Annotated in this window: 17 protein-coding genes and 1 pseudogene; 10 read left to right on the plus strand and 8 right to left on the minus strand. The window is 70.7% G+C overall.

Annotation, left to right across the window (positions count from 1 at the left end):
• The first annotated feature begins 2 nt into the window (after positions 1-2).
• The 5 genes from HJD23_RS08320 (at position 3) to HJD23_RS08345 (ending at position 5,108) form a co-directional block, all read left to right on the plus strand.
• Positions 3-1,337, plus strand: coding sequence for a GTP-binding protein (locus HJD23_RS08320; protein WP_171111036.1), 1,335 nt, complete (start codon positions 3-5; stop codon positions 1,335-1,337).
• Between the two features lie 209 nt (positions 1,338-1,546).
• Positions 1,547-2,647 carry an aliphatic sulfonate ABC transporter substrate-binding protein gene (locus HJD23_RS08330; protein WP_171111034.1) on the plus strand — a complete coding sequence of 367 codons (1,101 nt, stop codon included), beginning with the start codon at positions 1,547-1,549 and terminating at the stop codon, positions 2,645-2,647.
• 37 nt (positions 2,648-2,684) lie between these two features.
• Positions 2,685-3,473, plus strand: a complete 789-nt coding sequence (locus tag HJD23_RS08335; protein WP_171111032.1) for an ABC transporter ATP-binding protein — start codon at positions 2,685-2,687, stop codon at positions 3,471-3,473.
• The gene (locus tag HJD23_RS08340; RefSeq protein ID WP_171111030.1) at positions 3,460-4,362 is read left to right on the plus strand and encodes an ABC transporter permease; all 903 of its coding nucleotides are present in this window, start codon (positions 3,460-3,462) and stop codon (positions 4,360-4,362) included. The genes HJD23_RS08335 and HJD23_RS08340 overlap by 14 nt, the downstream gene beginning before the upstream one ends.
• A gap of 5 nt (positions 4,363-4,367) precedes the next feature.
• The gene (locus HJD23_RS08345) at positions 4,368-5,108 is read left to right on the plus strand and encodes a sirohydrochlorin chelatase (protein ID WP_171111029.1); all 741 of its coding nucleotides are present in this window, start codon (positions 4,368-4,370) and stop codon (positions 5,106-5,108) included.
• Between the two features lie 18 nt (positions 5,109-5,126).
• On the opposite strand, the gene HJD23_RS08350 is transcribed toward HJD23_RS08345, so the two are convergent.
• On the minus strand, positions 5,127-5,744 hold the full coding sequence (locus tag HJD23_RS08350; RefSeq protein WP_171111027.1) for a DsbA family protein: 618 nt from the start codon (positions 5,742-5,744) through the stop codon (positions 5,127-5,129).
• 90 nt (positions 5,745-5,834) lie between these two features.
• Positions 5,835-6,389 (minus strand): DUF1697 domain-containing protein, encoded by a 555-nt coding sequence (locus tag HJD23_RS08355; RefSeq protein WP_171111025.1) that lies wholly within the window; start codon positions 6,387-6,389, stop codon positions 5,835-5,837.
• A gap of 381 nt (positions 6,390-6,770) precedes the next feature.
• On the opposite strand from HJD23_RS08355, the gene HJD23_RS08360 reads away from it, so the two are divergent.
• The gene (locus HJD23_RS08360) at positions 6,771-9,026 is read left to right on the plus strand and encodes an MMPL family transporter (protein WP_171111023.1); all 2,256 of its coding nucleotides are present in this window, start codon (positions 6,771-6,773) and stop codon (positions 9,024-9,026) included.
• 61 nt (positions 9,027-9,087) lie between these two features.
• Here HJD23_RS08360 and mgt read toward each other — a convergent pair.
• Positions 9,088-10,324, minus strand: a pseudogene (gene mgt, locus HJD23_RS08365) (macrolide-inactivating glycosyltransferase).
• Between the two features lie 105 nt (positions 10,325-10,429).
• On the opposite strand from mgt, the gene HJD23_RS08370 reads away from it, so the two are divergent.
• A complete protein-coding gene (locus HJD23_RS08370) occupies positions 10,430-11,293 on the plus strand; it encodes an aminoglycoside phosphotransferase family protein (protein ID WP_171111019.1) in 864 nt (287 codons plus the stop codon).
• A gap of 40 nt (positions 11,294-11,333) precedes the next feature.
• Here the strand turns inward: HJD23_RS08370 and HJD23_RS08375 are convergent, their stop codons facing one another.
• Positions 11,334-12,257 carry a LysR family transcriptional regulator gene (locus HJD23_RS08375; protein ID WP_171111017.1) on the minus strand — a complete coding sequence of 308 codons (924 nt, stop codon included), beginning with the start codon at positions 12,255-12,257 and terminating at the stop codon, positions 11,334-11,336.
• A gap of 92 nt (positions 12,258-12,349) precedes the next feature.
• Here HJD23_RS08375 and HJD23_RS08380 point away from each other — a divergent pair, with 92 nt between their 5' ends.
• On the plus strand, positions 12,350-13,351 hold the full coding sequence (locus HJD23_RS08380; RefSeq protein WP_171111015.1) for a DMT family transporter: 1,002 nt from the start codon (positions 12,350-12,352) through the stop codon (positions 13,349-13,351).
• Positions 13,282-13,821, plus strand: coding sequence for a YbaK/EbsC family protein (locus HJD23_RS08385; protein WP_171111013.1), 540 nt, complete (start codon positions 13,282-13,284; stop codon positions 13,819-13,821). The genes HJD23_RS08380 and HJD23_RS08385 overlap by 70 nt, the downstream gene beginning before the upstream one ends.
• Positions 13,822-14,105: 284 nt before the next feature.
• Here HJD23_RS08385 and HJD23_RS08390 read toward each other — a convergent pair whose 3' ends face one another.
• The 4 genes from HJD23_RS08390 to HJD23_RS08405 form a co-directional block, all read right to left on the minus strand.
• Complete coding sequence (locus HJD23_RS08390; protein WP_171111011.1) at positions 14,106-14,828, minus strand: 3'-5' exonuclease; 723 nt, start codon at positions 14,826-14,828, stop codon at positions 14,106-14,108.
• A 145-nt stretch (positions 14,829-14,973) separates the two neighbouring features.
• Complete coding sequence (locus tag HJD23_RS08395) at positions 14,974-16,212, minus strand: SAV2148 family HEPN domain-containing protein (RefSeq protein WP_171111848.1); 1,239 nt, start codon at positions 16,210-16,212, stop codon at positions 14,974-14,976.
• Positions 16,213-16,323: 111 nt separating this feature from the next.
• Positions 16,324-17,634, minus strand: coding sequence for a copper amine oxidase (locus HJD23_RS08400; protein ID WP_171111845.1), 1,311 nt, complete (start codon positions 17,632-17,634; stop codon positions 16,324-16,326).
• Between the two features lie 119 nt (positions 17,635-17,753).
• A complete protein-coding gene (locus tag HJD23_RS08405) occupies positions 17,754-18,575 on the minus strand; it encodes a Tat pathway signal sequence domain protein (protein ID WP_171111009.1) in 822 nt (273 codons plus the stop codon).
• Between the two features lie 182 nt (positions 18,576-18,757).
• Between HJD23_RS08405 and glgX the strand changes: the two genes are divergently transcribed.
• A complete protein-coding gene (gene glgX, locus HJD23_RS08410) occupies positions 18,758-20,866 on the plus strand; it encodes a glycogen debranching protein GlgX (protein WP_171111007.1) in 2,109 nt (702 codons plus the stop codon).
• The last annotated feature ends 140 nt before the right edge of the window (positions 20,867-21,006 follow it).

Below are 21,006 nucleotides of genomic sequence, written 5' to 3' on the forward strand. Positions count from 1 at the left end.
ACATGAGCACGACCACGACCGAGGAACTCTCGGCCACCACCCTGCTGCGGTTCGCCACCGCCGGTTCCGTCGACGACGGCAAGTCCACGCTGGTCGGACGGCTGCTGCACGACTCCAAGTCGGTCCTCGCCGACCAGTTGGAGGCCGTGGAGCGCGCCTCGGCCTCGCGGGGGCAGGAAGGCCCCGACCTCGCGCTGCTGACGGACGGCCTGCGCGCCGAGCGCGAGCAGGGCATCACCATCGACGTCGCGTACCGCTACTTCGCCACGCCCCGCCGCCGGTTCATCCTCGCCGACACCCCGGGCCACGTGCAGTACACCCGGAACATGGTCACCGGCGCCTCCACCGCCGAGCTGACGATCATCCTCGTCGACGCCCGCAACGGCGTCGTCGAGCAGACCCGCCGGCACGCCGCGATCGCCGCGCTGCTGCGCGTCCCGCACGTGGTGCTCGCGGTCAACAAGATGGACCTCGTCGGGTACGAGGAGAGCGTTTTCGGCGCGATCGCCGAGGAGTTCACGGCGTACGCCACCGAACTCGGCGTGCCCGAGGTCACCGCGATCCCGATCTCCGCGCTGAACGGCGACAACGTCGTGGAACCGTCCGCGCACATGGACTGGTACGGCGGACCGACCGTTCTGGAACACCTGGAAACCGTGCCCGTGAGCCACGACCTGGCGCACTGCCACGCGCGGCTGCCCGTGCAGTACGTGATCCGGCCGCAGAGCGCCGAGCACCCCGACTACCGGGGCTACGCGGGTCAGATCGCGGCGGGCACGTTCCGCGTCGGCGAGCAGATCACGGTCCTGCCGTCCGGCCGTTCGACGAAGATCTCCGGCATCGACCTGCTGGGCAAGCCGGTCGACGTCGCCTGGACCACGCAGTCGGTCACCCTCCTGCTTCAGGACGACATCGACATCTCGCGCGGTGACCTGATCGTGCCCAGCAAGGACGCGCCGCCGACCACCCAGGACATCGAGGCGACCGTCTGCCATGTGGCCGACCAGCCGCTGACCGTCGGCCACCGGGTGCTGCTCAAGCACGGCACCCGCACGGTCAAGGCGATCGTCAAGGACATCCCGTCCCGGCTCACCCTCGACGACCTGTCCCTGCACCCGCACCCGGGACAGCTCGTCGCCAACGACATCGGCCGGGTGAAGGTCCGCACCGCCGAGCCGCTGCCGGTCGACTCCTACGCCGACTCCCGGCGCACCGGCTCGTTCATCCTGATCGACCCCAGCGACGGCACCACGCTCACCGCGGGCATGGTCGGCGAGTCGTTCGCCTCCCCGGAGCCGGTCCGGGACGAGGGCGAGGACGACGGGTGGGACTTCTGACCATGGCCTCGACCGACTTCTACTCGTCCTTCGCCAAGGAGGGCGGCCGCGTCGGCAGCGGCGCCCTCGGCAGCGGGCAGGGCGGAGTGGCGCGATGTGTGCGATGACGTACGCGCACCGCATGCGCGCCGCTCCGGACCGACCTGCCGATCTCCCGGCCACGACCTGGTAAGGGCGTGAGAGCCGGGCCACCGAGAGGAACACCTCCCGTGCCTGCCACACCCGCCCTGCGCCGCGGCCTCGCGGTCCTGGCCGTACTGCCGCTGCTCGCCCTCGCGGCCTGCGGCTACGGCTCCCAGGCCGTGGACAACACCGAGCAGCCGATCGCCGGGGCGGCGAAGGTGGACGGTCTGGACTCCGTGCGGATCGGCTACTTCGGGAACCTCACCCATGGCACCGCGCTGGTCGGCCGGCAGAAGGGCTTCTTCCAGCAGGAGCTGGGCGGGACCAAGGCGGAGTACGCCATGTTCAACGCCGGCCCCTCGGAGATCGAGGCGCTGAACTCGGGCTCCGTCGACATCGGCTGGATCGGCCCCTCCCCCGCCGTCAACGGCTACGTCAAGGCGGGCGGCAAGAACCTGCGCATCATCTCCGGTTCGGCCTCCGGCGGTGTGAAGCTGGTGGTCGACCCGGAGAAGATCAAGTCCCTGAAGGACGTCAAGGGCAAGCGGATCGCCACCCCGCAGCTCGGCAACACCCAGGACGTGGCGTTCCTCGACTGGATCGCCGAGCAGGGGTGGAAGGTCGACGGGGCGAGCGGAAAGGGCGACGTCTCCGTGGTCCGCTCCGACAACAAGGTCACCCCGGACCTCTACAGGTCGGACTCCATCGACGGCGCGTGGGTGCCGGAGCCGACCGCGTCCCTGCTGGTCGCCGAGGGTGCGAAGGTGCTGCTGGACGAGGCCGATCTGTGGCCCGGCAAGAAGTTCGTGATCACGAACGTCATCGTGTCGCAGAGCTTTCTGAAGAAACACCCGAAGGCCGTTGAGGCCGTACTGCGCGCCTCGGTGCGGACCAACAAGTGGATCAACGAGCACCCGGAGCAGGCGAAGGCCGCGGCGAACGCGCAGCTGAGCGCCGACACCGGGAAGGCGCTGCCCGCCGACGTCATCGACACGGCCTGGCCGTCCATCCGGTTCACCGACGATCCGCTGGCGGCCACGCTCGCCACCCAGGCCGAACACGCCGTCGAGGCAGGGCTGCTGCAGGAGCCGGACCTCACCGGCATCTACGACGTGACACCGCTGAACAAGGTCCTCAAGGCCGAGGGCGAACCCGAGGTCGACGACGCCGGTCTCGGCATCGAGTAAGGCACGGATCCCGATGAGTACCCAGGAGGTGACGACCATGGCAACCGCCCTCGCCAAGGCCGCCGACACGGATGCGTCCGTGGAACACGCCGCGCGCATCGACCACGTCTCGAAGTCCTTCGCCGGCCCCGCCGGGCGCCAGCTCGTCCTCGACGACATCACGCTCGATGTCGCGCCCGGCGAGTTCGTCACCCTCCTCGGCGCCTCCGGCTGCGGCAAGTCCACGCTGCTGAACCTGGTGGCGGGGCTGGACAAGCCATCGGCCGGTGAGATCACGACGGACGGCCGTCCGGCGCTGATGTTCCAGGAGCACGCTCTCTTCCCGTGGCTGACCGCGGGCAAGAACATCGAGCTCGCCCTGAAGCTGCGCGGCGTGCCCAAGGCCGACCGGCGCGGCCGGGCGGAGGAACTGCTGGAGCTGGTCCGGCTGCAGGGGGCGTACGGAAAGCGCGTCCACGAACTGTCCGGCGGTATGCGCCAGCGGGTGGCGATGGCCCGGGCGCTGGGGCAGGACAGCAAGCTGCTGCTGATGGACGAGCCGTTCGCGGCGCTGGACGCGATCACCCGCGACGTGCTGCACGACGAGCTGACCCGGATCTGGCACGAGACGCAGCTTTCGGTGCTGTTCGTGACGCACAACGTGCGCGAGGCGGTGCGGCTCGCGCAGCGCGTCGTGCTGCTGTCGTCGCGTCCGGGACGGATCGCGCGCCAGTGGACGGTCGACATCCCGCAGCCGCGCCGCATCGAGGACGCCGCGGTGGCGGAGCTGTCCCGTGAGATCACCGAAGAACTGCGTGGGGAGATCCGCCGCCATGGCCAGCACTGACACAACCGCCCTCAAGGACGGCAAGGACGGCAACGATCTGGCCGGGCTCGAAGCGGGCCTGGACGCGCTGGAGACGGTGCAGACCGGTCGTACGCCGCTGCGCACGACGTTCACTCAGAAGATCGTCCCGCCGGTCATCGCCGTCGTGCTGGTGCTGGCGGTGTGGCAGGCGCTGATCAGCTTCAACGTCGTCGACGACCCGGCCAAGCTGCCTTCCCCCGCCGACGTGTGGGGCGAGGTCCGGACGGCCTGGCTGCAGGGCACGCTGTTCGACTACATCTGGACCAGCGTCTCCCGTGGCCTGCTGGGCTTCCTGATCGCGCTGGCCATCGGCACGCCGCTGGGGCTGCTGGTGGCGCGGGTGCGGTTCGTGCGGGCGGCGATCGGGCCGATCCTGTCCGGTCTGCAGTCGCTGCCGTCGGTCGCCTGGGTGCCCCCGGCTGTGATCTGGCTGGGCCTGAACAACCAGATGATGTTTGCGGTGATCCTGCTGGGCGCCGTCCCCTCCATCGCCAACGGCCTCGTCTCGGGCGTGGACCAGGTGCCGCCGCTGTTCCTGCGAGCGGGCCGTACGCTCGGCGCGACCGGTCTGAAGGGCACCTTTCACATCGTGATGCCGGCCGCGCTGCCCGGCTACCTGGCCGGTCTGAAGCAGGGCTGGGCGTTCTCGTGGCGGTCGCTGATGGCCGCCGAGATCATCGCCTCCTCCCCCGACCTGGGCGTGGGGCTCGGCCAGTTGCTGGAGAACGGCCGCAACACCAGCTCCATGTCCATGGTGTTCCTCGCCATCCTGCTCATCCTGATCGTCGGTATCGCCATCGACCTGCTGATCTTCAGTCCGCTGGAGCGGCGGGTGCTGCGCAGCCGCGGCCTGCTGGTGAAGAGCTGATCCCCATGCGCCACGAACCGGTCCTCCTCGTCATCGCCCACGGCAGCCGCGATCCGCGGCACGCCGCGACCGTGCACGCCCTGGTGCGGCGGGTACGGTCGCTGCGGCCGGCCCTGCGTGTCGAAACCGGTTTCCTGGACTTCAACATCCCCTCCGTGCAGGGCGTGCTGGAGTCCCTGGCGGCGGAGGGCGTCCGCGACGTCGTGGCGTTGCCGCTGCTGCTGACGCGTGCCTTCCATGCGAAGGCGGACATCCCGGCGGTGCTGCGGGAGGCGCCGCGGCGGCTGCGGATCCGCCAGGCGGAGGTGCTCGGCCCCTCGCCGCTGCTGCTGGACGCGCTGGAGCGGCGGCTGTACGAGGCGGGGCTGACGCCCGCCGACAAGTCCTCGACCGGGGTCGTGCTGGCCTCGGCGGGGTCCACCGACCCGGAGGCGATCGCAGTGATCGCAGACATCGCGCGGGAGTGGCGGCACACCGGTTGGTGCGCCGTGCGGCCTGCGTTCGCCTCCGCATCCCTTCCCCGCACGGAGGACGCGGTACGGGAGCTTCGGGCGCTGGGGTGCGAGCGGGTGGCGGTCGCCCCGTACGTGCTGGCCCCCGGCTTCCTGCCGGACCGCATCGCGCGGGGGGCGGCCGAGGCGGACGTACTCGCCGATGTGCTGGGACCGGCGCCGGAGGTGGCGCGGGTGCTGCTGGAGCGGTATGACGGGGCGCGAGTGCCCAGGTTGGCGGCTGTCGGGGCCTGAGCGGTTCCGTTTCTGCCGTCAGTCGAAGCGGAGTGCTCCGGTGCGGGTCCGCTTGAGTTCGAAGAAGTCCGGGTGGGCGGCCAGGACGCGGAAGCTGTCGAAGAGTTCGGCTGCCTGCGGACCGCGCGGAATGGCCCGCAGTACGGGACCGAACCACACCGTTCCGTCGACATGGATGGTGGGAGTCCCCACGTATCCGCCGGAGTCGGCCTCGACCCCGGCCTCGTGGCTACGGCGCACGGCCTCGTCGTAGGACGGGTCGTGCGCGGCGGCGGCGAGGTCGCCGGGCAGGCCCAGCTCGGCGAGGGACTCGGCGATCACCGCGTCGAAGTCCCCGGTCTTGCGCTCGTGGATACGGAGGCCGAAGGCGGTGTAGAGATCCCGCAGCACCTTGTCGCCGTGCCGCTCGGCGGCGGCCACCGCCACCCGTACCGGGCCGATGGATCTGTCGACCAAGTCCCGGTACCAGTCCGGAAGCTCGTTGCCGATGTTGTGCAGGTACAGGCTCATGGCGTGGAAGCGGAGGTCGAGCGGGCGGTGCCGTTCCACCTCCAGCAGCCAGCGGGAGGTGATCCAGGCGAAGGGGCAGGCGGGGTCGAAGTAGAAGTCGACGCGGGTGGGCGCGGAGTCGGTCATGACGGCGATGCTAAGGGTGGAGTGGCGCGGGGCTTCGGTACAGTTACCGGGTTTCTCCGTGGGCCACTTGGGGTCCTTGGACAGGCCGGGTCACCCTGCCGTCGGCTCGGTGAGTTCCACGAGCTTGACCACGGTGTTCCAGTTCCTGGACGTGGCTGTCACGCCCTTGTTCAGCCGGGGCTTGGCCAGGTACTCGGCGAGCTTGGAGCGGCCCAGGCCGTTCGGGGCGTACAGGTACAGGACGCGGTCTCCGAGCCGGAACTCCTCGGGGAGGAAGGCGGCCTGGTCGATCTCGGCGAAGCGCTGCGCGTCCACCGGCGCGGAGAAGTATGTGGCGTGCAGCTGCTTGGCCTCCAACTCGGCCGCCGGGAACGGGCAGTTGTCGGCAACCGCCTTCAGATACGCGTGGTCGCGCACGATGACGTCCACCCCGAAGCCGAACCGCTTCTCGATCGCTTGCGTGAGCTCCGCGGCCAGGGACTCCTCGTCGCCGTGCTCGCTCGCGAACACGACCTGCCCGCTCTGCAGATACGTGCGCACGGCGACGTGGCCGAGGCCCTCCAGCAGGGCGCGCAGGTCGGCCATCGGGACCTTCTTGCTGCCGCCCACGTTGATTCCGCGCAGCAGCGCCGCATACGTCGTCATCCGTCCACACTAGGCGGCCGTCGTGCCCCGTGGGGGCGGGCACGACGGCCGGTCCTGGGTGCGGGTTGCGCGAAACTCTGGCCGATGAACGCGCCGGTAGCAACCACTGCACGCGCCTGTGACTTGTTCAACAAGGTTTCGTAATCACGTGTCGGCACAAAGGTCGCCAAGAGCGGATCCCTGATCATCAGCCCGGACATTCGCCGATAGATGTAAGGGACCGGTGTCCTCCCCAGTGGTGAGGGCGGGGTGGCCATCCGGAGGATCCGGGGCTCCGGCGCTTCACCGGGCAGCACGACGAGATGGCTTTATCCGGCCCATACCTTCGAGTCGAAAGGTGGCGGCAGGGGGCCGCCACCGCTCACGAGGGGGCAGCCCGTCATGGGGAACGGAGACATACGCGTGCGGGGACTCGCCGCCCGCGCGGGCGGCTGGAGCGCCCGGCACCGATGGGCGGCCGTCGGTATCTGGGTGCTGTTCGTCGTCCTGGCGATGGGGCTCGGTTCGGCGGCCGGACGGGTCGACGTCAAGGACAGCGACCAGCTCAAGGGGGAGACCCACACCGCCGCGAAGATCATCGAGGAGGCCGGCATCGAGGAACCGGCCAGTGAGACCGTCCTGATCCAGGCGAAGGACGGCGGCCTCAAGGCCACGGATCCCGCGTTCCGGGCCGCCGTCGCCGATGTCGTCAGGGCCGTCGACGCGACCGGTGAGGTCACGGACGTCACCACGCCGTATGAAACGGACACGATCTCCCAGGACGGGCGCAGCGCGCTGGTGCAGTTCGACATGAAGGGTGAGTCGGACACCGCGGGCGAGCGGGTGGAGCCCGTGCTGAAGGCCGTCGAGCGGGTCCAGCAGCAGCACGAGGCGCTGCGGATCGAGGAGATCGGCGGCGCCAGCATGATGAAGACGTTCGACGACGCCTTCGGCGACGATTTCCGGAAGGCCGAGTACTCGGCCGTACCGGTGGCGCTCGGCATTCTGCTCATCGCGTTCGGCGCGGTCGTGGCGGCGCTGCTGCCGGTGGCGCTGGCCATCACCGCGATCATGGCGACGATGGGGCTGATGGGCGTCGTCAGCCACGTGATGCCGATGAGCGACACCGCGAACTCGGTGATGCTGCTGGTCGGTCTGGCCGTCGGCGTCGACTACTGCCTGTTCTATCTGCGCCGTGAGCGCGAGGAGCGCCAGGCCGGGCGGGACGCGCAGACGGCGCTGCGGGTCGCCGCCGCGACCAGCGGCCGCGCGATCATCGTCTCCGGTGTCACGGTGTGCGTGGCGATGGCGGGCATGCTGTTCACCGGGCTCGCCGAGTTCGAGGCGATGGGGCTGGCCTCCCTGATGGTCGTCGCGGTCGCCATGGTCGGTTCGGTGACGGTGCTGCCCGCGCTGCTGTCGCTGCTGGGCGAGCGGGTCGAGAAGGGACGCATTCCGTTCCTGCGCCGGCGTCGTCGGGGCGGCGACGGCTCCGGGGAGAGCCGGTTCTGGACGGCCGTGCTGAAGGGGGTCCTCGCCAGGCCGGTCGTGTCCGTCGTCGTCGCGGCCGGCGCGCTGCTGGCGGTCGCGGCTCCCGCGGTCGGCATGAAGACGCAGAACCTCACGCTGGACCAGGAGTTCGGCGACTCACTGCCCATCGTGCAGACGTACAACCGGGTCAACGAGGCCTTCCCGGGCGGCTCCGAGCCGGCCGAGGTGGTCGTCAGGGCGGAGGACATCGACGTGCCCGAGGTGCAGTCGGCGCTCGCCGACTTCCGTGAGCGGGCGATCAGTTCGGGCGCCTCGCGCGGCCCGGTCGACATCAAGATGGACGACGCGAAGAACGTCGCCTTCGTATACGTCCCGCTGGTCGGCGGTTCCGACCTGGACAAGGCGGGCGCCAGCCTGGACAAACTCCGCGACGAGGTGCGTCCGGCGACGCTCGGCACGGTCGACGGCGTTCAGGCGCCGATCACCGGGCAGGTCGCCGGTTCGAAGGACTTCAACGACCAGCTCGTCGGGTCGGTCGCCCCGGTCTTCGCGTTCGTCGTGGTGTTCGCCTTCCTGCTGATGCTGCTGTCGTTCCGCTCGCTGACGATCGCGATCACCTCGATCGCACTGAACCTGCTGTCGGTGGGCGCGGCCTACGGCATCCTGGTCGCCGTCTTCCAGCACGGCTGGGGCGCCTCGCTGGTGGGCGCGGAGGGCGTGGGTGCCATCGTCAGCTGGCTGCCGCTGTTCCTGTTCGTGATCCTGTTCGGCCTGTCGATGGACTACCACGTGTTCGTGGTCTCGCGGATCCGTGAGGCGCGGCTGCGCGGCCGTACGACGAAGGACGCCATCACGCACGGCGTGATCACCACGGCGGGGGTCGTGACGAGCGCCGCGGTCATCATGGTCGCCGTCTTCGCGATCTTCGGCACCCTGTCCATGCAGTCCATGAAGCAGATGGGCGTCGGCCTCGCGGCGGCGGTGCTCATCGACGCCACGATCATCCGGGGCGTGCTGCTGCCGGCGGTGATGGCGCTGCTCGGGGAGCGGAACTGGTACCTGCCGAAGTGGCTGAACCGGCTTCCGGACCTGACGCACGACGAGGCGCCCGAGGCCATCACCCACAAGGCGGCCGCGGCGGACGAGGGAGAGCCGGTGCGGGTCTGACCGTGCCGCGGTGAGCGAGGGCCCGTCGGTTCCCGGGGAACCGACGGGCCCGCAGTGCTGCTCAGCGCGCGGGCAGTTCGGCCTCGATGAGGTCGGCGGCCCGCCGGGTGCCGCCCTCCTGGGCCATCTCGGCCTGGATGTCCTTCAGTCGGCGGGCGACCTCCGGGTCGTCGACGAGCGCGAGGGCCGCCTCGCGAAGCATCTCGGCGGTGGCCTCCTCCGCCGGGACATGGCGGGCCACGCCGAGGCCCTGCAACATGTCCGCGTTGCCGAACTGGTCGACCGCCTGCGGTACGGCGATCATCGGGGTGGCCGTGGCCATGCCCTCCTGGCTGCCGCCCGCGCCCGCGTGCGTGACGAACAGGTCGGCCTGCTTGAGGATCGCGAGCTGCGGGACCCAGGACCGTACTTCCACGTTCCCCGGCACCTCCCCCAGCTCGGCGGGGTCGACGTGCCGGCCGATCTGGAGCACCAGGTGCCAGCCCGGCAGCCCGGCGAACGCCTGCACGCACTCCCGGTAGAACGCCGGCTGCTTGGTGAAGGCCGACCCGAGCGAGACGAGCACGACCTTGTCGGCGTCGGCGGGCCGCTGCCAGTCGCCCTCCGCGCCGCGGTCGCCCTGGCAGGCGCCGACGAAGGTGTGCACGCTCTCGTCGACCCGGTCGGCGTTCGGCTGGAGCGCCTTGGGGATCAGGACGATCGAGCGGGCCGGGCGGCCGGCGAACGGGTCGGGATGCTGGGAGATGCCGTTCTCCTCCAGCCAGGCCTGGAAGCGCGCGTAGTAGGCCCGGCCGCGCTCGGTCTTCCTGGGCTCCTCCCACATCGGCTCGGCGACCTCCTCCTCGTAGCCGTCCCAGGCGACGAGGTTCGGCGAGAGGGAGATGGCCCGGACGCCCCAGCGGTGGGCCAGCACCCGCGCCGGGTACGAGCTGATGTCGTGCAGCACGAGGTCCGGCTCGTCGCCCTCGTACGCCGCGATCAGCTGCGGCAGGGCCTGGATGGCGTCGTTCAGGAACGGCTCGACGTTGTCCAGCAGGGTGGTGCCCCACGCCTCCGGGTCGTCGTCGGGCGAGGGCAGCGTGGACTTCCAGAGCTTCACCTCGGCGCCGGTCTCGGCGACCTTCTCCGCGAACGCCGGGGGGATCGCATACGTCACCCGGTGCCCGCGCGCGACGAGCTCGCGGATCACCTCCAGGCTCGGGTTCACGTGGCCGTGGGCGGCGATGGAGAACATGGCGATGTGAGTCATGCCCTCGACCATAGGCGAGACGAGACGTCTCGTGCAACTTACCGCGCACAGTGTCCGACCTGTGCGAATGCGACACTGGCCGGCGGACGGCGGGAACGCGACACCACCGGGTTCAGCTCATGGACCCGGCGACGACGGAGCACGGAGGCGGACGATGGACGAGGCACGGGCGCGCGACGTACTGGCCGCGGCGGATGTACTGCCCGGTCCGGCGCGGGACGCGCGGCTCCTCGCCCTCGGCGAGAACGCGGTGTTCGCCGCCGGTGACCTGGTCGTCAAGGTGGGCCGCGATGCCGAACTCCTCGACCGGGCCCGCCGGGAGCTGGCCATCGCGCTGTGGCTGGCCGAGGCCGGTGTCCCCGCGGTCCGGGCGGCCGGGGACACGGCGCTGCTCGTCGACGGGCACCCGGTGACCGTATGGCACCGGCTGCCCGATCCCGTACGGCCCGCCGAGCCCCGGGATTTGGCCGAACTGCTACGGGTCGTGCACGCCCTGCCCGCGCCCTCCTTCGCTCTGCCGACGCGTGAGTTGCTGGGTGGGGTGGAGCGGTGGCTGCGGCTGGCGGGGGAGGCGATCGAACCGGCGGACGCGGCGTATCTGCGCGAGCGGCGCGACGGGTTCGCGGCCGCCGCGGCAGCGCTCACCCCGCATCTGCCGCCCGGCCCGATCCACGGCGACGCGCTGCCCCGCAATGTGCACGTCGGCCCCGACGGGCCGGTCCTGGTCGACCTGGAGACCTTCTCCGCCGACCTGCGCGAGCACGACCTGGTGGTCATGGCCCTCTCGCGGGACCGGTACGGGTTGCCTGCGGCGGCTTATGACTCGTTTGTCGAGACCTATGGCTGGGATGTGCGGGAGTGGGAGGGGTGTGCGGTGCTGCGGGGCGCGCGGGAGACGGCCAGCTGTGCGTGGGTGGCGCAGCATGCGCCCAGTAACCCGCAGGCGTTGGTGGAGTTCGGGCGCCGGGTGGCGTCCTTGCGGGACGGGGACGAGACCGTGCGGTGGTACCCGTTCTGAGCGCCTGACTGCCCGGCGTCATCCAACAGGCCGCCGAGGCCTACCGCGTCTCCGCGCCGTCACTGTCTCTGTTCTGGATGCTGCGCGCGGCTCTCCGCAGCTCGGTCAGGACCGTGCGGACGGCTGTGCGGGCCGTGCGCTCGGGGCGGTAGAGGGCGTCGATGTGGCGTCTCGCCTGGACGCCGCTGAGCGGTCTCAGTGCGAGCGCCGGATGCGGGCGCATCGTCCAGCGTGGCATCAGGGCGATGCCGCCGCCGGCCGCCACAACCTCGGCGACCACCGCGAACTCGTTGATGCGGTGGGCCAGGTGAAGGCGGCGGCCGGCTGCCGCGGCGATGGCCTCGATGACCGCGAGGACCGGGAAGCCCTCGTGCACGGTGATCCATGGCTCGTCGGCCACGTCGCGCGGAGTGACGCGGCGCTTCGCGGCCAGGGGGTGGTCGGCGGGCATGGCCACGTCCAGGGGCTCGCGCAGCAGCGTCGTGGTGGCCACCGTGTGCGGCCACGGCGGGGCGTGGTCCAGTCGGTGGGCCAGGACGATGTCGTACTCGCGGGTGAGCCGGGGGAAGTCCTCCTGCGGTACGTCCTCGTCGGCCAGTCTCGCCACTGGTCTGCCCGGGGCGGCGAGTGCCCTGAGCAGCAGGGGGAAGAACGCGGCGCCCGCGCTGTGGAACGCCGCCACCGACACCTCCCCGTCCGGCCGCTCGACGAACTCCTCGACCGTGTGCCGGGCCCGCGCGAGAGCCGTCTCCACCTCGACGGCCGCCCCCGCCAGCGCCTGACCGGCGTCGGTGAGCACCAGCCGTCGCCCCTGACGCTCGGTGAGCGGCACCGGGATCGCGCGCTGCAGCAGCCGTAGCTGCTGGGAGATGGCCGAGGGCGTCACCAGCAGTGCCTCGGCGACCGCCGTGACACTGCCCAGTTCGCCGAGTTCCCGCAGGATCCTCAGCTGCCGTTCGTCCATGCCGTCAGTGTAGGGATGATGTAGCTCCGCTAAATGATCGTTTTAGAAGGTGGTACTGGGCTTCAGGGACGCCACCGGTGCACCGTAGGCACGTGTCCGACGTCCGCCGTACCGATGCGGTACTCCTCCTTGTCGCGCTCGTCTGGGGCTCCAGCTATCTGTCCGCCCAGACGGCCACCGCCGCGCTGCCCGTCCTGCTCGTGCTGTTCGCCCGCTACGCCCTGTCCGCTGTCACCTGTCTCGGACTGGTCGCCTCCCGGCGGCGCGGGTCTCGGCGGTGGACGCGTGCCGAGTGGCGGGCCGGTCTGCCCCTGGGGGTGACCCAGGCCGCGGTCCTGGTCGTGGAGACGTACGGCGTGGCCCACACCAGCGCCGCCAACGCCGGTCTCATCATCAGCCTGACCATCGTCATCACCCCGCTCCTCGACCGCGGCGGCCACCACGGCGCGCTGCCTCCCTCCTTCTTCGCCGCGACCGGCGTGTGCGTCGTCGCCGTCGGACTGCTGATGTCCGGCAACGGCTTCCACGCGCCCCGTCTCGGCGACCTGCTGATGCTCGGTGCCGCGCTGATCCGCGCCGTGCATGTCGTGCTCGTCGGCCGCTTCACCGCGGGGCGGGCGATCCGGCCGCTGCACCTGACGACCGTGCAGACCCTCGTCGGCACCCCCCTGTTCCTTCCCGTCGCGGCCCCTGACCTGCCGACACTGGTCCACGCGGACCCTGCGACCTGGGCGCAGCTCGTCTATCTCGCCCTGTTCTGCAGCGTGTTCGCCTTCCTGGCGCAGACCTGGGCCGTGCAGCGCACTTCGGCCAGCAGGGCCAGCCTGCTGCTGGGCACCGAGCCGGTCTGGGCCGTCGCGGTGGGCGTGGCCCTCGGCGGCGAACACCTCACCCTGCTCACCGGCCTCGGCGCGGCCCTCATGGTCGCCGGCACCTACTGGGGGCAGGCGGTGGAGCGAGCGCGCCGAAGCACGCCAGGACTCCCCCTCCTCTCAGCCCACCACCTCAGCAAGGACTCCCCCGAATGCCCGAGCACATCCACGACATCAACACCCACGACGCCGACACCCACCACGACACCTACGACCACCTGATCTCCCTGCTCGACTCCTCCTCCGTCGACTACCGCCTCATCGACCACGAGCCCGAAGGCAGTACCGAAGCCGTCTGCGCCCTGCGCGGCCACCCTGCTTCCGAGGCCGCGAAGTGCATCGTGCTGCGGGTCAAGGTGGACCGCCGCACCACACGCCACGTCCTCGCGGTCGTCCCCGGGGACCGGCGGGTCGACCTGGACGCCGTCCGGGCGTTGTTCGACGCGCGCTACGTCGGCTTCAGCGACCCCGAGACCGCCGAGCGGCTCGCCCGCGCCGTCCCCGGCACCGTGCTGCCGTTCAGCTTCGATCCCGACCTCGAAGTCGTCGCCGATCCGGGCGTCGTGGCCCAGCCGAAGCTGTACTTCAACGCGGCCAGGCTCGACCGCTCGCTCCTCATCTCGGGCGCGGACTACGAGCGGCTGGCCAAGCCCCGCGTCGAGCGCATCGCGTCGGCGTCGGCGTCGGCCTGACGGTGGGCACCGCGAGAGGCTCGGATCGCTACGGCCATCCGCCCATGCCCCGCGCACCGCGGTCTTGACGCCACCGGCGTCCGGCACGCCCCCGCGACCCGCGTGCCGGACGCCGCCCACCGCCACGCGCACCGCGCCGGACGCAACCGCAACCGAGACCGGCCCGCCCCGGCGACCGGCACACGGCGCCCTGTTTTCCCGCCCTCACACCGCCCGGCCCTCACACCGCCCGGCCCTCACACTGTCCCGCCCCTAGACCACTCGGCCCTCGGACCACCCGGCCCTCACACCGTCTCCCCCGCCGGTTCCCGCAGCGGCCACAGCCCGTCCACCACGGCAGTGGCATCGCCCTTGCGGCGCAGGAAGTTCTGGAAGTCCGCCGCCCACTCGGCGTACCACTCGACCTGGCGGCGGTGCAGTTCCGCCGGGCCAAGGGCCGCGATCTTGGGGTAGCGGCCGGCTATCGCACAGGCCAGCAGGGCCGCGGCGAGGGCGTCGGCGGAGGCGTCGTGGGCGGCGTCGAGAGCGATGCCGTACTCCGTGCAGACCGCTTCGAGGTTGCGCTTGCCGCGCCGGTAGCGGTCGACCTGGCGGTCGATGGTGTACGGGTCGATGACCGGTGCCGGATTCAGGCCGCCGAGGCGGTCGCGCAGGGACGGCAGGCCGTACCGCCGCAGTTCGGCGGAGAGCAGGGTGAGGTCGAAGGCCGCGTTGTAGGCGACGACCGGGACGCCCGTCTTCCAGTACGCCACGAGCACGTCCGCGATGGCGTCCGCGACCCGGTCGGCGGGGCGGCCCTCGGCGGCCGCGCGTTCGTTGCTGATCCCGTGTACCGCCACCGCGTCCGCCGGAATCTCCACGCCCGGGTCCGCCAGCCACTCCCGGCGTCCCAGGGGCTGCCCACCCCTGACCTCGATCACGGCCCCCGTGACAATGCGTGCCTCACGCGGATCGGTCCCGGTCGTCTCCAGGTCGAAGCCGATCAGCAGCTCCCGGTGCCAGCCCATGGGCGGCCCCCCTTCTTGGTGGTGCTTTCCCCCAGTGGTCTCCACGATCGCATGCGGCACTGACAATCAGAGGACAGCATTCCGCTTCGGGCGCGGGCGCGACGGCTTGAGAGGCGGGCGGGACGGCAAGAAAGGTGACGCCGATTCAGGACACAGGGCGTGAATCCACCCATGCCGCCTCGAACTCCTCCCGGTACGTACCGAACAGTCCACCCTCGTCCATCTCACCCGACTTGACCACCCGGTTGCCGTTCCGCAGCACCAGCACCGGCGCCTCCATCCCCCGGGTGCGGCGCAGATAGGACTGCACGACCGCGATGCCGTCAGAGCCGTCACCGTCCACGAGGTAGGCGGTGAAGCGGGGCGTCTCGTCGTAGACCTGGATCTCGAAGGCGCCCGGGTCCCGCAGCCGGGAGCGCACCCGGCGCATGTGCAGGATGTTCATCTCCACGGCCCGGCCCAGTTCGCCCCGTTTGATACCGAGTTCGCGCTCGCGCCGCTTCACCGCGCTGGAGGCCGGGTTGAGGAACAGCAGCCGCACCCGGCAGCCGCTCTCGGCCAGGCGCACCAGGCGGCGCCCGGAGAAGTTCTGCACCAGCAGGTTGAGGCCGATGCCGATGGCGTCGAGACGGCGGGCGCCGCCGAAGATGTCCTCGGCGGGGAACTGGCGCATCAGCCGCACCCGGTCGGGGTGCACGGCGACCACGTCGGAGTAGCGGTCGCCGACCAGGTCCTCGACCGCGTCGACCGGCAGCCGCCGCGCCGAGGGAACGTCCCCGCCCGCGCCGAGGATCTCCAGCAGCCGTGCCGAGGCCCGCTCGGCCTGGTTCAGCACGGCCTCGGACAGGGCCCGGTTGCGGGAGACGACGTTCCGGGTGACCTCCAGCTCGTCGAGCGCGAGTTCGACATCCCGCCGTTCGTCGACGTACGGCTCGAAGCACGGCCAGTGCTGCACCATCAGCTCGCGCAGCTGCGGCAGGGTGAGAAAGCTGAGGACGTTGTCGTCGGCGGGGTCGAGCAGATAGCCCTTGCGGCGGCTGACCTCACGTACGGCGACCGCGCGCTGGACCCACTCCTGGCCGGCCGGTCCGGCCGCGGCGACCACCCAGTCGTCGCCGTGGACGGGTTCGTAGATGGGGCGCAGTACAGCGGCCACGACCGCACGCAGCCGCTGTTCGACGAGGTTCAGCCAGATGTAGGCACGGCCGGCTCGCTGGGCGCGGGTGCGCACCTCGCGCCAGGCGTCGGCGTCCCAGTCCAGTTCCGGGCCGATCGAGTGGGGCTCCATCGGTCTGGCCAGGGACACCGTGCCGGGCGGGACGTCTGTGGAGTTCCCCTCGTGACCCTCGTCACCAGGGGGCAGCTCCAGCCCTCCCGAGCCCACCCGCGCACCGCCTTCCGCTCCCCCGAGCACTCCCGTCTCAACGATCAAGGAAGGGTACTCCGGGAGCGGTCGGCGGTGCAGCCGGATGGGCAGGCTCGTTTCCCAACTTCCTTATTCGGGCCGCCCATTCTGATCAGCCAGCTCGGCCGGCGTGAGGGGATTCATAGCGGTGACGTCGCGCGGGGCGACGGACAGGCCCTGCCAGTGGACCGGCATGGGCTGCTGGTCCTCGTCCCGCGCCACGTGGTGGAAGCCGACGTTCACCCAGACCACGGGGTTCTTCAGGGCCTGGCCGTTCACCCACTTGTCGACGGACTTGCCGTGCCCGGCGCCGCAGTTGGGCAGGTTGTCGCTGGCGTACTGCTCGCACTTGTTGTACTCGGTGAAGTACACGTCGTGCTTGGTATAGCTGCGGCCCGGGTACTTGGCGCTGGCACCGGGCACGATTTCGTACGACCGCGCGTGCCCGTCCTTGTTCTTGCCGGTCGCGCTGACCACGCGCCACCAGCGCATGTTCTTGGCGTCCCCGGCGAGTTCCTTGGTGATCCGGGTGCGGGTGGTCTTGTTGGTGGGTGCCGGGCGGCCGTTCGCGGGGGCGCTGACCTTGGAGTCGTACTGCTCGATCCTGCCCTTGGTGGAGCCGTCCAGGTTGAAGTTGAGCCGCCAGAAGACGTTGTGGCTGTGGCTGGTGGCGTAGGCCTTGGCGCCCTTGCCGATCGGCCAGCCGCGGCCGTCGCCGGCGTCGTAGTCCATGGGCGAGAGGGAGCCGGTGGCGCCGACGTTCATGTTGATCGTGCCGTCGTCCTGGAAGCGCCACTCGGTGATGTACTCGTACCAGCCGACCTGGTTGACGGTGTAGACGAGCAGGTCCTTGCCCTGCTTCTGGAAGACCTTGTTCGCGGTGTCGCCCTGCATGCGGTAGGCGTGGCCACGCGAACGGGTGGTGGTGCACAGGCCCTTGACGTTCTGGTGGGACGGGTCCCAGGCCTCGGGGACCCGGACGGTCTTGATGGTGCCGCCGGGGCACTCGCCGGGCGCCAGGCCCTTCAGGCCCTGACCGAAACCGGCCTGGGTGAGGTCGTGGTACTCGTTCTGGCCGTCGTCGTAGGGCACATGGATCTGGCCGAGCTTGGCGGAGGCCAGCACCTTGATCGGGCGGGCCTCGCCCGGCGGCTGGTAGGTGATGTGCTCCAGAACGAGACCGGCCTCCTTGTGGTAACGCCAGCACATCCGCCAGGTGGTGCCCGTGGAGAGCTTCTGCTCGATGCGGTACGCCGCGCTGCAGCCGGCCGCCGGAGCGGGCGCGGCCTTGGGCTGGGCGGCGGCCGGAGCCGCCCCGGTGGTGGCGCCGGCGGCCAGCCCGGCCAGGGCGAGGGCCAGGGCCGTCCGCTTGCGGGCACGGCTGTTGCCGATCATGGACATGATCACAGGCATGGCGAAAACGACTCCCTTGCGGAAGGCTCACCGGAGCCTTCTGGAGGATCGGGTTGGAAAAGTGGACCGAGTCGCGTGGTCGCGGGCCGCTCCCGCGCGCGGGTGGCTCAGTCGGCGAGCTCGCCCACCTTGCGGGCGCTCAGGTCGACCACCAGGGAACGGGCGTCTATCCACGGCCCGTTCTTCACCTTGGGGAACAGCCGCACGCAGCGGTGCTCACCGCACCGGTCGAGTACGGCGGGCTGGGCGCCCGGCGCGGCGCGGTACACCATGCTGTTGAGCAGCAGCTGGTCCGGCGAGGTGAGCTCCTTGCCGGTGGCGTCCTTGTAGTCGGCCTTCAGGCCCGCGCCCAGCGGGTCGGCGATCAGCAGCCGGGCGGCCTCAGTGGCCTCGTCGCGGCTCAGCGGCGGCTGGACGCCCCGCTGACTGGCGGTCCGCTCGACCTTCCCGGTGTCGAGGTTGACGGTCCGGGTGACAAGGGTGTCGTCCCGGTAGTCGTAGAACGACACCTCGGCGCGCCGTGCCGCCTTCGCGTCGCCCAGCTCGCCGGCCTCCGGTTCGGCGAGGTCGACGCCGAGGTGCTGCGGCCCGCGGCCCCCTTCGACGTCCTCGCCGGAGCTGCGCAGCTGCCGGCTGAGGGCGATCCGCTCGACCCGCTTCATCTCGTCCTCGGTGAGCGGGTCGCGGCCGGTGCCCTTCTCGCCCTGGGCCGGGGCCTGCTCGACGACGCCCGGCGGAACGGCTGCCTGGCCCTCTCCCGCGCTCCGAGCCGTCTGCTGGGCTCCGCCCCCACCGGCCGTTCCCCCGGCCGTGTCGTCCGCTCCTGCCGTGCCCGGCAGGGTGACTCCCACCATCACGGCCGTCCCGGCGACCGCGAGGGCGGCACCGGCCACCACCTTGCCCAGATGGCGGTGCACTATGTTGCGCACAATCTCCCCCTACTCCCCGTGATCTCCATGGGAGTACGTGTCTGCCCCACTGGTTCGGCATACCGCGTATGCACTGGTCGACCGGTAAGAGGGGAGTAAGTCATAGGCGGTTCCCTCACTTTCGGGGAGACTCGGGCCCAAGGCGGCCCCACCGGCGCGACACACCTGGAAGAGTCGTATCCATGCAGGTCTGGCCTGGAGAGGCATATCCGCTCGGCGCCACGTACGACGGCGCCGGCACCAACTTCGCGGTCTTCACGGAGGCCGCGGACCGAGTAGAGCTGTGTCTGCTGCACGACGACGGCTCGGAGACGGCGGTGGAACTGCGGGAGAGCGACGCGTTCGTCCGGCACGCGTACCTGCCGGGCGTCATGCCGGGGCAGCGGTACGGCTACCGCGTGCACGGCCCGTACGCCCCGGAGCGGGGGCTGCGCTGCAACTCGGCGAAACTGCTGCTCGACCCGTACGCGCGCGCGATCAGCGGTTCGGTCTCGTGGGGCGAGGAGGTGTACGGCTACCCGTTCGGCTCACCGGACAAGCGCAACGACCTGGACTCCGCACCGCACACCATGACGTCCGTCGTGGTGAACCCGTACTTCGACTGGGGCGACGACCGGCCGCCCCGCACCGAGTACCACGAGACGGTGATCTACGAGGCCCATGTGAAGGGCCTGACCATGCGCCACCCGGAGCTGCCGGAGGAACTGCGCGGCACCTACGCGGCGCTCGCGCACCCTGCGGTCATCGACCACCTCACCGGGCTCGGGGTCACCGCCCTGGAGCTGATGCCCGTACACCAGTTCGTCAACGACCACCGTCTGGTGGACCTGGGCCTGAGCAACTACTGGGGCTACAACACCATCGGCTTCTTCGCCCCGCACAACACCTACGCCTCCTGGGGCGACCGCGGGCAGCAGGTCCTGGAGTTCAAGTCGGCGGTGCGGGCGCTGCACGAGGCCGGGATCGAGGTGATCCTGGACGTCGTCTACAACCACACCGCCGAGGGAAACCACCTGGGCCCGACGCTGTCCTTCCGCGGCCTGGACAACCCGTCGTACTACCGGCTGGCGGACGACCCCCGCTACTACATGGACACCACCGGGACCGGAAACTCCCTGCTCATGCGGTCCCCACACGTCCTTCAGCTGATCATGGACTCGCTGCGGTACTGGGTCACCGAGATGCACGTCGACGGCTTCCGCTTCGATCTCGCGGCCACGCTGGCGCGGCAGTTCCACGAGGTGGACCGGTTGTCGTCGTTCTTCGACCTGGTGCAGCAGGACCCGGTGGTGTCCCAGGTGAAGCTGATCGCGGAGCCCTGGGACGTGGGCGAGGGCGGCTACCAGGTGGGCAACTTCCCGCCGCTGTGGACCGAGTGGAACGGCAAGTACCGGGACACGGTACGGGACCTGTGGCGGGGCGAGCCGCGCACGCTGGCGGAGTTCGCCTCCCGGCTGACCGGCTCGTCCGACCTGTACCAGGACGACGGGCGCCGGCCGCTCGCCTCCATCAACTTCGTGACCTGCCACGACGGCTTCACCCTGCACGATCTGGTGTCGTACGACCACAAGCACAACGAGGCCAACGGGGAGGACAACCGCGACGGCGAGAGCCACAACCGGTCCTGGAACTGCGGCGCGGAGGGCGAGACCGACGATCCGGCCGTGCTGGCACTGCGGGAGCGGCAGATGCGCAACTTCGTCGCCACGCTGATGCTGTCCCAGGGCGTGCCGATGATCAGCCACGGTGACGAGTTCGCGCGCACCCAGCGCGGCAACAACAACGCCTACTGCCAGGACAGCGACCTGTCCTGGGTCCAGTGGCCGCAGGACGGCAACGATCTGCTGGACTTCACGCGCGCGATGGTGTGGCTGCGCAAGGACCACCCCGTGCTGCGCAGGCGGCGCTTCTTCCACGGCCGCCCGGTGGAGGGCACGCACGACGACCTGTCCGACATCGGCTGGTTCACCCCCGAGGGCAAGGAGATGACCCAACGGGACTGGGAGTCGGCGCAGGCGTCGGCGCTGACGGTGTTCCTCAACGGCAACGCGATCTCCGAGCCGGGGCCGCGCGGGGAACGGATCACCGACGACTCGTTCCTGCTGATGTTCAACGCCTCACCCAAGGCGCTGGACTTCGTGGTCCCGGTCGACCACGGACGGCAGTGGCAGGTCGTCGTCGACACCGCCCGCCCCGAGGGAGTGCCGCCGGGCACGGCCCCGAAGGTGGCGGCCGGGGACCGGCTGACGCTGGTGGACCGGAGCCTGACGGTGTTGCAGCGGCCCGACTAGGCCCGGGTGCCGCTGTCGGGCACGCGCGCGTGGGAGGTGTTCTCGGTGCGTCCGGTGTACGTCGCCGGGCGCGCCGTACAGGCGAATCGCGGCGGCGAGTGCGGCGGCCGTGGAGAGGCCCGCAGAGGCACTCATCACTC

Origin of the sequence: Streptomyces sp. Z423-1 (genome assembly GCF_013009255.1) — a bacterium.
GTDB lineage: Bacteria > Actinomycetota > Actinomycetes > Streptomycetales > Streptomycetaceae > Streptomyces > Streptomyces gossypiisoli.

Excerpts from the sequence above, each read along its gene's own strand:
- HJD23_RS08385 (WP_171111013.1), top strand. The coding sequence starts at position 13,282 with ATGCCCGAGCACATCCACGACATCAACACCCACGACGCCGACACCCAC.
- HJD23_RS08355 (WP_171111025.1), bottom strand. The coding sequence starts at position 6,389 with ATGACGACGTATGCGGCGCTGCTGCGCGGAATCAACGTGGGCGGCAGC.
- HJD23_RS08350 (WP_171111027.1), bottom strand. The coding sequence starts at position 5,744 with ATGACCGACTCCGCGCCCACCCGCGTCGACTTCTACTTCGACCCCGCC.
- HJD23_RS08400 (WP_171111845.1), bottom strand. The coding sequence starts at position 17,634 with ATGTCCATGATCGGCAACAGCCGTGCCCGCAAGCGGACGGCCCTGGCC.
- HJD23_RS08335 (WP_171111032.1), top strand. The coding sequence starts at position 2,685 with ATGGCAACCGCCCTCGCCAAGGCCGCCGACACGGATGCGTCCGTGGAA.
- HJD23_RS08390 (WP_171111011.1), bottom strand. The coding sequence starts at position 14,828 with ATGGGCTGGCACCGGGAGCTGCTGATCGGCTTCGACCTGGAGACGACC.
- glgX (WP_171111007.1), top strand. The coding sequence starts at position 18,758 with ATGCAGGTCTGGCCTGGAGAGGCATATCCGCTCGGCGCCACGTACGAC.
- HJD23_RS08345 (WP_171111029.1), top strand. The coding sequence starts at position 4,368 with ATGCGCCACGAACCGGTCCTCCTCGTCATCGCCCACGGCAGCCGCGAT.
- HJD23_RS08360 (WP_171111023.1), top strand. The coding sequence starts at position 6,771 with ATGGGGAACGGAGACATACGCGTGCGGGGACTCGCCGCCCGCGCGGGC.
- HJD23_RS08375 (WP_171111017.1), bottom strand. The coding sequence starts at position 12,257 with ATGGACGAACGGCAGCTGAGGATCCTGCGGGAACTCGGCGAACTGGGC.
- HJD23_RS08370 (WP_171111019.1), top strand. The coding sequence starts at position 10,430 with ATGGACGAGGCACGGGCGCGCGACGTACTGGCCGCGGCGGATGTACTG.
- HJD23_RS08320 (WP_171111036.1), top strand. The coding sequence starts at position 3 with ATGAGCACGACCACGACCGAGGAACTCTCGGCCACCACCCTGCTGCGG.
- HJD23_RS08340 (WP_171111030.1), top strand. The coding sequence starts at position 3,460 with ATGGCCAGCACTGACACAACCGCCCTCAAGGACGGCAAGGACGGCAAC.